The sequence below is a fragment of the Nocardia halotolerans genome (genome assembly GCF_042650145.1).
In the GTDB taxonomy this organism is placed as follows: Bacteria; Actinomycetota; Actinomycetes; order Mycobacteriales; family Mycobacteriaceae; genus Nocardia; species Nocardia halotolerans.
The window spans coordinates 402,886-416,312 of sequence record NZ_JBHSDL010000025.1 but is presented as its reverse complement, the minus strand read 5'-3'; the positions used below and the strand labels follow the sequence as shown (position 1 = coordinate 416,312).

Annotated in this window: 12 protein-coding genes; 4 read left to right on the top strand and 8 right to left on the bottom strand. The window is 69.7% G+C overall.

The annotated features are described in order from the left end of the window. Nucleotides 1-2 precede the first annotated feature (2 nt). From ACFO5K_RS20455 to ACFO5K_RS20430, 6 genes are all read right to left on the bottom strand, one after another. Nucleotides 3-548 (bottom strand): PadR family transcriptional regulator, encoded by a 546-nt coding sequence (locus ACFO5K_RS20455; protein WP_378565271.1) that lies wholly within the window; start codon nucleotides 546-548, stop codon nucleotides 3-5. 152 nt (nucleotides 549-700) lie between these two features. After that, nucleotides 701-1,243 carry a ubiquitin-like domain-containing protein gene (locus ACFO5K_RS20450; RefSeq protein WP_378565268.1) on the bottom strand — a complete coding sequence of 181 codons (543 nt, stop codon included), beginning with the start codon at nucleotides 1,241-1,243 and terminating at the stop codon, nucleotides 701-703. Nucleotides 1,244-1,392: 149 nt separating this feature from the next. Next, complete coding sequence (locus ACFO5K_RS20445) at nucleotides 1,393-3,114, bottom strand: precorrin-2 C(20)-methyltransferase (protein ID WP_378565265.1); 1,722 nt, start codon at nucleotides 3,112-3,114, stop codon at nucleotides 1,393-1,395. Next, a complete protein-coding gene (locus ACFO5K_RS20440; RefSeq protein ID WP_378565262.1) occupies nucleotides 3,111-3,746 on the bottom strand; it encodes a precorrin-8X methylmutase in 636 nt (211 codons plus the stop codon). Before ACFO5K_RS20440 ends, ACFO5K_RS20445 begins: the two co-directional genes overlap by 4 nt. 144 nt (nucleotides 3,747-3,890) lie before the next feature. Further along, nucleotides 3,891-5,132, bottom strand: coding sequence for a precorrin-3B synthase (gene cobG, locus ACFO5K_RS20435; protein ID WP_378565260.1), 1,242 nt, complete (start codon nucleotides 5,130-5,132; stop codon nucleotides 3,891-3,893). Continuing rightward, the gene (locus ACFO5K_RS20430) at nucleotides 5,129-5,479 is read right to left on the bottom strand and encodes a hypothetical protein (protein ID WP_378565257.1); all 351 of its coding nucleotides are present in this window, start codon (nucleotides 5,477-5,479) and stop codon (nucleotides 5,129-5,131) included. Before ACFO5K_RS20430 ends, cobG begins: the two co-directional genes overlap by 4 nt. 134 nt (nucleotides 5,480-5,613) lie before the next feature. Here ACFO5K_RS20430 and ACFO5K_RS20425 point away from each other — a divergent pair, with 134 nt between their 5' ends. From ACFO5K_RS20425 to ACFO5K_RS20410, 4 genes are all read left to right on the top strand, one after another. Beyond that, on the top strand, nucleotides 5,614-6,288 hold the full coding sequence (locus ACFO5K_RS20425; RefSeq protein WP_378565254.1) for a hypothetical protein: 675 nt from the start codon (nucleotides 5,614-5,616) through the stop codon (nucleotides 6,286-6,288). A 930-nt stretch (nucleotides 6,289-7,218) separates the two neighbouring features. Continuing rightward, complete coding sequence (locus tag ACFO5K_RS20420; protein ID WP_378565251.1) at nucleotides 7,219-7,452, top strand: hypothetical protein; 234 nt, start codon at nucleotides 7,219-7,221, stop codon at nucleotides 7,450-7,452. Between the two features lie 289 nt (nucleotides 7,453-7,741). Continuing rightward, on the top strand, nucleotides 7,742-11,533 hold the full coding sequence (gene cobN / locus ACFO5K_RS20415) for a cobaltochelatase subunit CobN (protein ID WP_378565248.1): 3,792 nt from the start codon (nucleotides 7,742-7,744) through the stop codon (nucleotides 11,531-11,533). A 65-nt stretch (nucleotides 11,534-11,598) separates the two neighbouring features. Then, nucleotides 11,599-12,456: an acyl-CoA thioesterase domain-containing protein gene (locus ACFO5K_RS20410; protein WP_378565245.1), complete on the top strand. Its 858-nt coding sequence runs from the start codon at nucleotides 11,599-11,601 to the stop codon at nucleotides 12,454-12,456. Here ACFO5K_RS20410 and ACFO5K_RS20405 read toward each other — a convergent pair. Together ACFO5K_RS20405 and ACFO5K_RS20400 are read right to left on the bottom strand one after the other, a co-directional pair. Beyond that, nucleotides 12,434-12,784 (bottom strand): hypothetical protein, encoded by a 351-nt coding sequence (locus ACFO5K_RS20405; RefSeq protein WP_378565242.1) that lies wholly within the window; start codon nucleotides 12,782-12,784, stop codon nucleotides 12,434-12,436. The genes ACFO5K_RS20410 and ACFO5K_RS20405 overlap by 23 nt on opposite strands. A gap of 151 nt (nucleotides 12,785-12,935) precedes the next feature. Then, nucleotides 12,936-13,391 carry a hypothetical protein gene (locus ACFO5K_RS20400; protein WP_378565239.1) on the bottom strand — a complete coding sequence of 152 codons (456 nt, stop codon included), beginning with the start codon at nucleotides 13,389-13,391 and terminating at the stop codon, nucleotides 12,936-12,938. Nucleotides 13,392-13,427 lie beyond the last annotated feature (36 nt).

The following is a 13,427-nucleotide window of genomic DNA, read 5'->3' as shown; positions in this document are numbered from 1 at the left end:
GCTCAGCGCACGCTGTGTGAGCTCGCGAAGATGTGGGGTAGCTGGTCGAACCACGCCAGGACGGCGCGCTCGTAGGCGATCCCGAACTGGAGGGTGGCGCGCTGGTGTGGTGCCAGGGCGTCCTGGTCCTCGTCGAGGTAGCGGTCGAGCCGGTCTTGGTGAATGTCCCTGTTGGCGGCGATGATCCGATCGCGGTGCGCGGGCTCGAGGTGTTCGCCGAAGGACAGCGTGAGCAGCAGCGGTACCCGGATGGTCTCGGCGCCGGGATCGCGGGCGATCCATTCGGCGAAGACCTCCCGGCCGGCTTCGGTGATGCGGTACGGAATGCGTTCTCTGGCACCGCGTTCGCCCTTGGTCACCAGCCCCGCCGCGTCCATGGTGGACAGTTCGCGGTAGACCTGGCTCTGGGTGATGGTCCAGAAGTCACCGATGCGTTGCTGGGCCTGGGTGGCCAGGTCCCACCCCGACTTCGGGCCCTCGTGCAGGAAGCCCAGTAGTGAGGCCGCTGTCGAGTTCAGTGGGCGGCGTCGAGTCGCGGTGTCGGTCAACGGACAACTCCCTTCGAACTACATTCCTAAGTGGAATGTTACGCCAGGGTGTGCGGCGCACCAACAGTACGGGAGGGGTGTGTTCGCGGGGAGTGCGGCGGTGGCGCCCGGAACAATGCGTGCCGAACGCCACCGCCACGTCGGTGAACCGGTCAGCTCTGGACCGGTTCGAGATTCACGACGGCACCGTCGGACAGTTCGTAGGACGCCACTGTCTTCGAATCCTCCAGCGGAGCACCGTCCTCGGCGACGAGTTCCTGCTCGGCGACCGGAACTCCGGTCTCCGCCTCGACCGCCGCCTTCAGGTCCGCGACCGTGGCCGTGCTCTCGACGCTCACCGTGAAGGGTTCTCCCTGGACCAGCACGGTGATGCTGATCGCGGTGGCATCGTCTTGCTCGGGTGCAACGGGCGCCGCCGGATCGGGCTCACCCGGGTTGACCGGGTCCGCGGAATCGCCCGGTGCCGCGAGCACCCCGGGTGACGCGCCGGCGGGTGCCGTGCCGCCAGGAGCTGTTTCGCCAGGCGCCGCGGATTCGGCGGGAGCCGGCGGCGCGACCGGTGGTTCGGCCGACGCGGTGGCCGGCACGGCGATTCCGGCCGCGGCGGCTCCCAGCGCGACGGCGGTCAGACCGACCGCCAGACCGTGCCGGATCTCGGAACCGAGTGTGCGACGTGCGTGGTGCTGAACTCTCATCGTGGTGAGTCCTTTCATCGTCCTCGTGGGACGCGTTGGGGAATCGAACCAGGAAACGAGATGTCACGCTGTGTACTCACGGGCAAGCCCGCGCAACCAGTGTGCCACCGCACGCGGCGATCGCCGAGATCTACCGGACGTGGATCGCGCTATGTCGAGCCGTACCGGCGTGCGGTGAACACGCGGGTCCCCGCGGGTGTGTCGAAGGCGGTGGTCGTCGAGGAACCGATGATCAGCAGGGTGCGCATGTCCACCTCGTCGGGGTCGAGTTCGCCCAGGGTGCTCACCCGGACGGTCTCGGTGGGCCCGCCGACGTCGCGGCCCAGCACCACCGGTGTGTCCGGCTTCCGGTGCGCCAGCAGCACATCGCGCATGGCGCCGACCTGCCAGCGTCGCTGCGAGGAGGCCGGGTTGTAGACGGCGATGGCCATGTCGGCCGCGGCGACCGCCGCGAGCCGCTGCGCTACGACCTCCCACGGCTTGAGCCGATCCGACAGCGAGATCATCGCGTAGTCGTGTCCGAGGGGCGCACCGACCCGGCTCGCGACGGCATTGGCTGCGGTGAGCCCCGGCAGCACCCGCACCGCAACATCCTCGAACTGCGGGTCGGCGGATACCTCCAGCACGGCCGCGGCCATGGCGAACACCCCCGGATCACCCGAGGAGACCACGGCCACGCGAGCGCCCCGCTTGGCCAGATCCAGCGCCATCGCGGCCCGCTCGGATTCGACCTTGTTGTCGCTGGCGTGCCTGCGCTGTCCGGCGCGCTCGGGGACACGATTGATGTAGGTGGTGTAGCCGACGAGGTCGGTCGCCTCGGCCAGGGCCGCGGTGACCTGTGGGGTCGTCCACTCGGTGTCGCCGGGGCCGAGCCCCACGACGACGACTTCACCCGGGGTGCTCGTTGATTCGCCGGGGAGCCGCTGTGGTGCGGGCGCGTCCGCGCGTCGCACGGCGGGGTCGGCCGGTGTCGCCGAGGAGGTCGACTCCGCCGCGCCCGCGTTGTTCGGCGGGGTGGTGGTACCGGCAGGGGCGGCGGCCGGGAGAGCCGAATCGTTCGGTGTGGTCGCAGCGTGCGACCCGGGGGAGAGCAGGGTCGCTGTACCGGGTGCGACTCGATCGCTGCCGGTCGGGATCGGGGTGGTCGGAGCCGGGCCCGGGACCAGCGTGATCGAGAAGTACGGCACGTCGGCGTCGTTCACGTCCGCGACCGCCAGCACCCGCTGGCGGGTGCTGCTCGCGCGCTCGACATAGTAGGCGTCGTCGAGTCGGCCGGAGTCCGAAAGAGCGCGGCGCACACCGGGAAAGGTGCGCCCCAGCTTCATGATCGCCGCGGCGTCGGTGTCGCGCAGGCGCTGGGTGAGCTCGTCGACGGGCATGGTGCCGGGCAGCACCGTGAGCACCTGCTCGCCCTCGACCAGCGGGGTACCCAGCGCGGCCGACGCGGCACTCACCGAGGTGATGCCGGGAACGATCTCGGTGTCGAAGCGGTCGGCGAGGCGGCGGTGCATGTGCATGTAGGAGCTGTAGAACAGCGGGTCGCCCGCGGCGAGCAGCGCGACGGTGCGCCCGGCGGCGAGGTGTACCGCGAGCCGGGCGGCGGCCTGCTCGTAGAACTCGTCGATCGCACCCTGGTACCCGCCGGGATGATCGGTGGTTTCGGTGGTCACGGGGTAGACGAGGTGCTCCTCGATCTGGTCCGCGCGCAGATAGGGCTCGGCGATGGCGCGCGAGATGCTGCGCCCGTGCCGGGCGCTGTGGAAGGCGACGACATCGGCTTCGGCGATGAGCCTGGCCGCTTTCACCGTCACCAGTTCGGGGTCGCCCGGACCGAGCCCGATGCCCCACAGTTTACCGGTGCTTTCGCTCATTCTTGTTCGCTCGCAATCGCGTTCAGTGCCGACGCGGTGATCGCGCTGCCGCCTCGCCTGCCCCGGACGGTGAGGTATTCGATACCGCCGAACTCGATCAGCGCCTGCTTGGATTCGGCGGCGCCGATGAAGCCGACCGGGATGCCGATGATCGCGGCCGGGCGCGGCGCGCCCGCATCGAGCATGTCGAGCAGGTGGAACAGGGCGGTCGGGGCGTTGCCGATCGCCACCACCGCGCCGTCGAGTTGTTCGGCCAGCAGCTCCAGCGCGGCCACCGACCGGGTGTTGCCCAGGCGCGCGGCCAGTTCCGGCACCCGCGGGTCGGTCAGGTTGCACAACACGGCGTTGTCGGCGGGCAGACGCTTGCGGGTCACCCCGGCCGCGACCATGTTCGCGTCGCAGATGATCGGTTTGCCCGCGCGCAGGGCGGTGCGGGCGGCGGCGACCACATCGGGGGTGTAAGCGATGTCGCCGGCGAGATCGACCTGCCCGCACCCGTGGATCATGCGCACCGCCACTCGCTCGACGTCGGCGGGGAAACCGGCGAGATCGGCTTCGGCGCGGATCGTCGCGAACGAGCGCCGGTAGATCTCGGCGCCGTCGGTGAGGTAGCTGGTACGCACATCGGACATGCGGACAACCCTAGAACCTGGCTCCGACGTGGTGTTCGGCGCGGTCGGCTCCGGAGCGCGGTCGGCTGAATCCCCTCGTGTGGTCGCTGGTCTTTGTGCGACGACTGCCGCGGTTTCGTTGGTGCTCTCGCTAGCGGGAGTTCGTCACGGCGTGTGGGTGGCCTCGATGCGGTAGCCGTGTTCGGTGGCGACGACATCGGTGACGGGGCCCGTGGGCCGCCCGCAGCGACGATCGCAACCCGACCAGTGCTGACGGCCAAGCACCGCCACGTCCGCCGCGTCGAACAAGGGTGCCGAATCGTCGGACGCAGCGGGATCGGTGGTGCGTGGTTGTGCGCCGAAGGTGGTGTCGGCAGGCGGTATGCGACCGGATTCGACGGCCGCACTCAGGTCGGCGCGGACGTCGGTGCGCGATTTGGCGCACCCGGGGCGACCCGCACACGCACTGGCCTGTAACCACGGCGACTTCGCGTCGAAGATCAGGCCCATCGGGGCGAGCACCCGCACCACGGTCTCGGCCGGGCCCTCGTCGAGATCGGTGATCACCAGGCTGCGCCACGGGGTGACGAAGACGGGCCGTTCGATGGCGGCGAGGAACTCGGCGGTCCGCGCGGGCAGGGTGCCCAGTGGCACGCCCGCGCCGAGCGTGACCAGGCCGTTGTCCTGGTCGAGCCAGCCGATCGGAACGTCATGGGTCGCACCGAGTTCCAGTGCTGCGCCGGTGGGGGAGCGGTCCAGCGTTTCGGTGACTGTTTCGGCACCACCCGGGATCTCGTGGAGGCGCCACTGCCCGATCTCACCCGCACCGCGCAGGTCGAGGAACCCGTGCGCGGCGTCGAGCATCACCCCGACCGCTTCGCTCGCGGTGACGCGCACCCCGATGCCGGCCCCGGCGAGCACCAGCGCGAACTCGTCCTCGCCGAGGGCGTGGATGCCGATGTCGCCGCGCAGCGAGCTCACGTCGCCGCGACCGTCGTCAAGGGTGAACAGGACGCGACCAGGAAGCTCCGCCAACCGGGCGTCGGCCTGCAACCCCGCGTCCAGGCGCGCCGCCAATCCGTGCACATCAGCGAACCCACCGACCCGCCCGGACAGCGGGGAGGCGACGATATTGCGCACCCGCTCATGGGTTCGGCTGGGCAGCAGGCCCGCCGCGTCCAGGCGCACCGCGAGCGCGGCGGCATCGCTGACCTGGCGCAACTGCACATTGCCCCGCGAGGTGAGTTCGAGCGCACCGTTACCCAGCTCGTGCGCCGCCTCGGCCAGCGCCTGCAGCTGCGCGGGTTCGAGTCGACCGCCGGGCACACGGATCCGCGCCAGCGGGCCGTCGGCGGCCTGATGCAACCGCAGAACCCCTGGACAAGAATCGGGAGTACTCCTGCTCATGATCTGTCCAGCCTACGACCCTGTTCACGCACGGCGGTGGCGCGGCAATGGCCGACCGGGTGATGGCGGCGTTGCGGTGCTGCCCGGCCAGGTGATCGACCGCGTTGGGGCCCGGTGCTGTGGGCCCAGCGGTGGGTCGCTGGCAGGGCGGTGGGGTGCTGGCGGGGTCCAGCGGTCGGGCGCTGGCAGGGCGGTGGGGTGCTGGGCTCGGTGGTGGGGTGCCTGCTCGGCTCGGTGGTGGGGTGCCTGCTCGGCTCGGTGGTGGAGTGCTGCTGGGCTCGGTGGTGGCCGGTGTTGCCGTTGAGCCCGGTGGTGCGCACGGGCTGCCCGGCCCGGTTCGTGCGCACGGTGGGTGACCTGGCCCGCGAGAGTGGAACTCGCTGTGACGAGGCCGACTCGCTTGACCGGGCGGTCCGGGGTACTCGCCTAGGGTGAGTGGCGGATCTTTCGCCAGAAGAACGCTGACAGGAGAGCCCACCGTATGTTGCGTGAATTCGTGGACAAGCGCGTTGTTCCCGCCCTCGACAGGCTCGCGCACGCGCAAGCGCCGGTGGTGCACCGCTACGTGGACTGGCTCGGCACCAGGCACCCGCAGGATTCGCCGGTGCAGATCGTGCAGCGCCTGTCCCGCCAGTACCTGGTGGTGGTCACGGCCAGTGGCGTGACGGTGGGTCTCACCGCCGCGGTGCCCGGGATCGGCACGTTGATCGGTCTGGCCGCCACCGGTGTGGACACGGTCGTGTTCGTCGAGGCGTCGTCGGTGTTCTCCGTCGGTGCCGCCGCGGCCTACGGCCTCGACCCCGCCGATCCGCGGCAGGAGAAGCTGGTGTCGAAGGTGGTGCTCGGCGAGGAGGGCACCAAGGTGCTCGATCAGACGGCCGGACACACGAAGGGCCAGTGGCTCTCGGTGGTCACCGACCACATCCCCGGCCTGAACAGCATGCCCGACTCCCCGGCCAAACGGTTCATCGTCAACTACGTGGTCAGGCGCGGGCTGCTGGTGTTCGGCACCCTCATCCCGGCCGGAATCGGCGCCGTCATCGGCGGCTACGGCAACAACACCCTCGGGCAACTGGTGATCGCCAACGTCTACCGCCACCTGGGCACGGGCTCCCCGGACATGGTCGCGGCAGGTACCACCGAAACGCGGTCTTGACCTTCGACTCGGTCGAACCCCGAGGATGAATCGGTGCCCGACAACGACCTGATCACCATCGGATCCTTCGCCCAGGCGCTGACTCTCACCGCCACGGACCGCTACCGGCTGACCACGAGAACACTGCGACCCACCGCCGCATCCGCCGCGGCATGGACGGTCACCGTCGATGCCGGCGATCTCCGTTCGTCGCTGTCCTGGCTACGTCGCCGGCACAGCGTCGAGATCCGGCCGAGCGCGTCGCACATCGAGTTCCGTGCCGTCACACCGGATCCCGCACCCCACGCGGTACCGGGATCGACGAAATCGGCTCTTTCAGATGTGCCGCACCCCGCGCCCGAGGTCCGACGTTGTCGTCGCTCGCCCGAGGACTTCCCCGACTACCGTGCCATGCTGACCGCCCTGCCACCGGTGCGTACCCGGGTCGTGTTCGCTCGCACCACCCTGCTCGACGCGCTGGAGAGCAGCCCCTCGCCGGCAGTCTCGCTGCGAGTGGATCCCACGGGCAGTGTGACCATCACGTCCTGCGAGCTGGTCCCCTCCGACGACCTCCATCGCTCTCGGTCAGTGGCGGCCGGCGGCCAGCCCTCGCCGGCGCGCGACCCCTGGCGATCAGCGGCTGCCGACGATCCACGACCATCTGGGGCGACGAGCAGTGTTGCGCCGGCGGCGGTTGCTGACGATTCGCGATCATCTGGGGCGACGAGCAGTGTTGCGCCGGCGGCGGTTGCTGACGATTCGCGATCATCCGGGGCGACGAGCAGTGTTGCGCCGGCGGCGGCTGCTGACGACCCGCGATCATCCGGGGCGACGAGCAGTGTTGCGCCAGCGGCGGTTGCTGACGATTCGCGATCATCCTGGTCGACCGGCAGTGTCGCCCCGTCCACGGCAGGCGGTGACCGGTCGAACTGCCACGGAACATCGCCCACGGTGTTCACCTACCCGCCGCACTCTCTATCGGCGACCGTCAGCGGCCCGGCGACGACGAGCCACTTCATCGTCACCACCCTGTACCCGGCGGTGGCGAGCGCGATCGGTCCCGACGTGATGCTCGACCTCACCGCTCCCGACCTGCCCGTCCGGATCCGGTCCGCCGACGACGGCGACCTCCTGACCCTGGCCATGCCGTGCGAACCCACCCCTGCCCCGGACCGCCCGAGCTGAGATCACCGTCGACGCTCCGGCGCCGCACCCACTGATCAAGATCATCAGGCTGCTGTGCAGAAACGCTCTCGGGCGATGGTTACGCCAGCGCCTGATGGTCGGTTGTCCAGGTGTGGGAGCGGGCTGGAAAGTTGTGGGTGGGGTGGGGCCAGTACGATCGGCTTGCTCGGCGGGTGACGAGGAAACCGGTGGAAATCCGGTGCGGTCGCGCCACTGTGAACAGCCAGACCCTCTCCGGCGAGCACCGCAACCCCCGATGGGCGCGTCAACCCGAGGAAGGTCTCACCCTGTGATCCTGCTGCTGTCCACCTCCGACACCGATCTGCTGAGCGCGCGCGCGAGCGGCGCCGAGTACCGGTGGGGCAACCCCGCCCGGCTGCTGGTCGAGGATCTCGCGGAGCTGCTCGACGGCGCTGACCTGGTGATCGTGCGCATCCTCGGCGGCAAGCGGGCCTGGGAAGATGGCCTGGACGCGGTACGGGCCAGTGGGGTGCCGATGGTGGCGCTGGGCGGGGAGATCGCGCCCGACGCCGAACTGATGGAGTGTTCCACCGTGCCGGTCGGCGTCGCCGCCGACGCGCACAACTATCTGGCCGCCGGTGGCGCCGACAACCTGCGCCAGCTCTACAACTTCCTCTCCGACACGGTGCTGCTCACCGGCCACGGTTTCGAACCGCCCGTGCAACTGCCCACCTGGGGCGAGCTCGAGCGGTCGGCGCGCATCCTGGAACCGCACGCCCCGACCGTCGCCGTCGTCTACTACCGCGCCCAGCATCTGGCGGGCAACACCGGCTACGTCGACGCCCTGTGTACCGCGATCGAAGCCAAGGGCGCGCGCGCCCTGCCGGTCTACGCGGCGTCGCTGCGCACCGCCGAGCCCGAACTGCTCACCCTGCTGGGACGCGCCGACGCCTTGGTCGTGACGGTGCTCGCCGCGGGCGGCAGCAAGCCCGCCACCGCCTCGGCCGGTGGCGACGACGAAGCCTGGGACGTGGCCGCCCTGGCCGCCCTGGACGTGCCGATCCTGCAGGGCCTGTGCCTGACCAGCGGTCGCGCGCAGTGGGAGGCCAACGACGACGGCCTCTCGCCCCTCGATGTCGCCACCCAGGTGGCGGTGCCGGAGTTCGACGGCCGCATCATCACCGTGCCGTTCTCGTTCAAGGAATTCGACGAGGACGGCCTGTCCACCTACGTTCCCGATCCCGAACGCGCCGCCCGTGTCGCCGGGATCGCGGTGCGCCACGCCCGCCTGCGCCACATCCCGAACGCCGACAAGCGGATCGCGCTCATGCTCTCGGCCTACCCGACCAAGCACGCCCGGATCGGCAACGCCGTCGGCCTCGACACCCCAGCCAGCGCCATCCGCCTGCTCACCGAACTACACACCGCCGGTTACGATCTCGGCGATCTCGACGAGATCCCCGGCCTGGTCGCACGCGACGGTGACGCCTTGATCCACGCCTTGATCGCCGCGGGCGGCCAAGACCCCGACTGGTTGAGCGCCGAACAGTTGGAGGGCAATCCGATCCGCATCGGCGCCGTCACCTACACGCGCTGGTTCGATTCCCTGCCCGCCGACCTGCGCGAGGCCGTGATCAAGGCGTGGGGCCCGCCGCCGGGCGAACTCTACGTCGACCGCTCCGCCGACCCGAAGGGCGAGATCGTCATCGCCGCCCTGCGTTTCGGCAATGTGGTGCTCATGGTGCAGCCGCCGCGCGGGTTCGGGGAGAATCCGGTCGCCATCTACCACGACCCCGACCTGCCGCCGAGCCATCACTACCTGGCCGCCTACCGCTGGCTGGCGGCGCCGGACGGCTTCGGTGCCGACGCGATGGTGCACCTCGGCAAGCACGGCAACCTGGAATGGCTGCCCGGAAAGACCCTCGGTATGTCGGCGTCGTGCGGCACCGACGCCGCTCTCGGTGACCTGCCGCTGATCTACCCGTTCCTGGTCAACGACCCGGGCGAGGGCACTCAGGCCAAGCGCCGCGCCCACGCCACCCTCGTCGACCACCTGATCCCGCCGATGGCGCGCGCCGAAACCTACGGCGACATCTCCCGCCTCGAGCAGTTGCTCGACGAGCACGCCAACATCTCCGCCCTCGACCCCGCCAAGCTGCCCGCCATCCGCCAGCAGATCTGGACCCTGATGCGCGCGGCCAAGATGGACCACGACCTGGGTCTGGCCGAACGCCCCGACGAAGACGTCTTCGACGACATGCTCCTGCACGTCGACGGCTGGCTCTGCGAGATCAAGGACGTCCAGATCCGCGACGGCCTGCACATCCTCGGCCAAGCACCCGAGGGCGAGATGGAACTCGACTTGGTGCTGGCCATGCTGCGCGCCCGCCAGCTGTGGGGCGGCGAACAGAACGTGCCCGGTCTGCGCGAAGCCTTGGGGCTCAGCGAAGCGGGCGACGAGGCGCGGGTGCGCGTCGACGTGGTGGAAGCCCGTGCACGCGAACTGCTCGGTGCCCTGCAGGCGACGGACTGGTCGGTGGACGCGGTCGACGCCCTGGTCGACGACTACGCCACCGCCATTCTCGCCGGGGAAGTGGACGATTCCGCCGCCGCAGTGTTCGCTGCTGAGAGCGTGACGGCCGGCGCCGCTGAGAACGTGACGGCTGCCGCTGCCGAGAATGCGCCGAGCGACGCTGCCACGAATTCGATGACCCCCGCCGCTCCGGCCGTCCCCGGCAGCACCGCGGCGACGGACCGTGTTTCCGTGAGCGGGCGCCTCGATGCGGTGAAGGCGGTCCTGCGGTTCGCCGCGACCGAGGTCGTCCCGCGCCTGCGCGAGACCGGCATCGAGACCACCCGGGTCCTGCACGCGCTCAACGGCGGTTTCATCCCCGCGGGCCCGAGCGGCTCACCATTGCGTGGGCTGATCAACGTGCTGCCGACGGGCCGCAACTTCTACTCCGTCGATCCCAAGGCCGTCCCGTCGAGGCTGGCCTGGGAAACGGGTCAGGCGATGGCGGAGTCGCTGCTCGCGCGGTATCTGGCCGATCACGGCGAGTACCCGAAGTCGGTCGGCCTGTCGGTGTGGGGCACCTCGGCCATGCGGACCTCCGGCGACGACATCGCCGAGGTCTTCGCGCTGCTGGGCGTGCGGCCGGTGTGGGACGAGGCGAGCCGCCGCGTCACCGCCCTCGAGGTGATCTCCCTCGACGAACTCGCCCGTCCCCGCATCGACGTCACGGTTCGCATCTCGGGTTTCTTCCGCGACGCCTTCCCACACGTGCTGGCCCTGCTCGACGACGCGGTCCGCCTCGTCGCCGGTCTGGACGAGCCCGCCGAGTCCAACTACGTTCGCGCCCACGCCCAGTCGGACCTCGCCGAACACGGCGACGACCGCCGCGCCACCACCCGCATCTTCGGTTCCAAGCCGGGTACCTACGGTGCGGGTCTGCTCCAGCTGATCGATTCCAAGAGCTGGCGCACCGATGACGACCTCGCACAGGTGTACACCACCTGGGGTGGTTACGCCTACGGTCGCGATCTCGACGGCGCCCCCGCCGCCGACGACATGCGTACCGCCTACAAGCGCATCGCGGTGGCGGCCAAGAACACCGACACCCGCGAGCACGACATCGCCGACTCCGACGACTACTTCCAGTACCACGGTGGCATGGTCGCCACCGTCCGCGCGCTGACCGGCAAGAACCCCGAGGCCTACATCGGCGACTCCACCCGCCCCGACGCCGTGCGTACCCGCACCCTGTCGGAGGAGACCGCGCGGGTGTTCCGTGCCCGCGTGGTGAATCCGCGCTGGCTCGAGGCGATGCGCCGCCACGGCTACAAGGGCGCCTTCGAGATGGCCGCCACCGTCGACTACCTGTTCGGTTACGACGCCACCACCAATGTGGTCGCCGACTGGATGTACGAAAAGCTCTCCGAGAGTTACGTGTTCGACGACGTGAACCGCAAGTTCATGGAGCAGTCCAACCCCTGGGCTCTGCACGGCATCGCCGAACGTCTGCTGGAAGCGGCCGAACGCGAACTGTGGGAACACCCCGAGCAGGAGATCCTCGACAAGCTGCGCCAGATCTACCTCGAGACCGAGGGTGAACTCGAGTAGCTTGCCCACCGACTGGAAACACGTTCTACTGTGAGGATGTTGTTACAGCGTAAGAAGAGGTGGAGATGAGTACTTCCCCGGCGTATTTCACCCAGGTCGACGGTGTTTTCCGCCCGACGAGGTTCTCGATGAGCCTCTGGGCGCGCAACACCCTGTCCGGCCCACCGGTGTGCGGGCTGATCGCGCGGGAAGTGGAAGCGCACTACTGCACCGACGAGTTCGTCCCGGCGCGGCTCACCGTCGACCTGCATCGGGCCGTCCCCGCCGTGCCGATCACCGTCACCAGTGAACGGATCCGCGACGGCAAACGGGTCCGCTCGGTCGCGATCACGCTGCGCGCCGACGACACGGTGCTCGCCCGCGGCAGCGCGCTGCTGCTGAAGCGCTCCACTCAACCGCCGGGTGAGCTGTGGCGTTCCGACCGCGACCGGCCGGTGCCGCCGCCGAGCGCGCTGGCCGTACTCGACGACGCGCTGCACCTGTTCGGCAGCGACGGCCACGCCGACGGCTGGTCGGTGAAGATGACCGAACACCAGAACGACACCCGCAAACGCAAATGGGTGCGCAACATCCCCGTCGTCGACGGCGAACCGGCCTCTGCGTTCTGCTACGCCGCCATGACCGGCGAGCAGACCAGCCTGGTCACCAACTGGGGCACCGAGGGCATCGGTTTCATCAACACCGATGTCTCGATCACCTTCTCCCGGATGCCGATCGGGACCGACATGGGCCTCGAGGCCGACGCCCACCTCAGTGACGACGGCATCGCCGCGGGCGCGGCCGTCCTCTACGACGAACAGGGCGCCTTCGGTATCTGCACGACCACCGCGCTGGCCAACGAACACCGGCAGATCCGCGGCACGGTGATCGACGAACTCTCCGACGCGTTCACCGGGAGCCTCACGCCGGATCGAGGCCGGTGAACGCCAGCGCGACCGTCATCGCGCAGAGCAGGGCACCCGCCGCCGAGGCGCTGAGCAGGTAACCCACGGCGATCAGCCGGGCCGCCGGCACACACGCCAGCAGCGGTGCGGGTGTCAACAGCGCGGCCAGGGTCAACGCCCAGCTGAGCCAGTACGAGGTGGCGACCGGTTCGATCTCGGCGAAGGAGATCGCCCGGGGCACCGGCACCGACCAGGCGTTCTGCACCGCGAAGGTCGCCGGCACCAGGACGAAGACGGCGACGAACAACCCGGCCGCCACACCCCAGCCCGACCGCCACCTGACCTGCTCCGGCATCACACCGCTCACCAGCTCGCCCCTTCCGGCCACGCCCCTGCGGCGCTGTCGCCGCGACCCATGCTGCCTCGAGAAGTGCCCGGTTTCCGGTCAGGTGGGAGTCCGCGCCCCCGGTGTCGTCGCGAACGGCCTCGTCAGCGCAACGCCGCGCGCGGCCGCAACGTCATGCCGACGCCAGCGTGACGATCAATTCGTCGGCGATCGTTTCCGCTTTCACGAGCGAGTCGCCGAGGTAGAGCGTGGCCGCGCGGGGACGGCCGTCGGGCAACGGCACCACCGAGACCGCGTCGACCCGGCGCCCGGCGAGTGCGTTGTAAGGCGATTCCCCGGTCACGTCGAAAGCGGTGTACTTGCCCGACGCGGCGACATATTCGATGTTCACCGGATCGACCAGCGGTTCGAAGGGATCACGCCACGGCCTCGCCACGATCCGCAGGTCCGCTCCGTCCACCCCGGAATCGAGGAGCAGGGTGGAGCCGTTGTGAAAGGTGAACTCGATCGGGCCCTCGGAACGGTCCACCTCGTCACCCAGGACATAGAACATTCGGCGAACGGAGACGATGGCTCCGTCGACCGCGCCGTTGAGCGCGGCCCGGCCGTGCTCGTCGTTGTCGGACATAAGGCAATATCATGTCCTCGCGTCCCCACCCTGGCA